Source organism: Ensifer sp. ENS09, assembly GCF_014852425.1.
Classification (GTDB): domain Bacteria; phylum Pseudomonadota; class Alphaproteobacteria; order Rhizobiales; family Rhizobiaceae; genus Ensifer.
The window spans coordinates 1-441 of the sequence record NZ_JACVBP010000023.1 but is presented as its reverse complement, the minus strand read 5'-3'; the positions used below and the strand labels follow the sequence as shown (position 1 = coordinate 441).

Here is a 441-nt window from a genome sequence, read left to right as displayed (position 1 = left end):
CCACCGGACAGCTTCTTGATGATCTTGGTCTGAGCGGCACCACCCACACGGGATACCGAAACACCGGCGTTCACTGCAGGGCGGATGCCCGAGTTGAACATGGCCGATTCCAGGAAGATCTGACCGTCGGTGATGGAAATCACGTTGGTCGGAACGAACGCGGAAACGTCGCCAGCCTGGGTTTCGATGATCGGCAGTGCGGTCAGGGAACCGGTTTTGCCGGTCACTGCGCCGTTGGTGAACTTCTCTACGTATTCTTCCGAAACGCGGGATGCGCGCTCCAGCAGACGGGAGTGGAGATAGAACACGTCGCCTGGGTAAGCTTCACGGCCTGGTGGACGGCGCAGCAGCAGGGAAATCTGGCGATAAGCCACTGCTTGCTTGGACAGATCGTCATAAACGATCAGCGCGTCTTCACCGCGGTCGCGGAAGAATTCACCC

The 441-nt window shown here is 59.0% G+C and carries 1 pseudogene; it reads right to left on the bottom strand.

Annotation, left to right across the window (positions count from 1 at the left end):
* Positions 1-441 (bottom strand): annotated as a pseudogene (locus IB267_RS33055) (F0F1 ATP synthase subunit alpha); the annotation flags it as partial.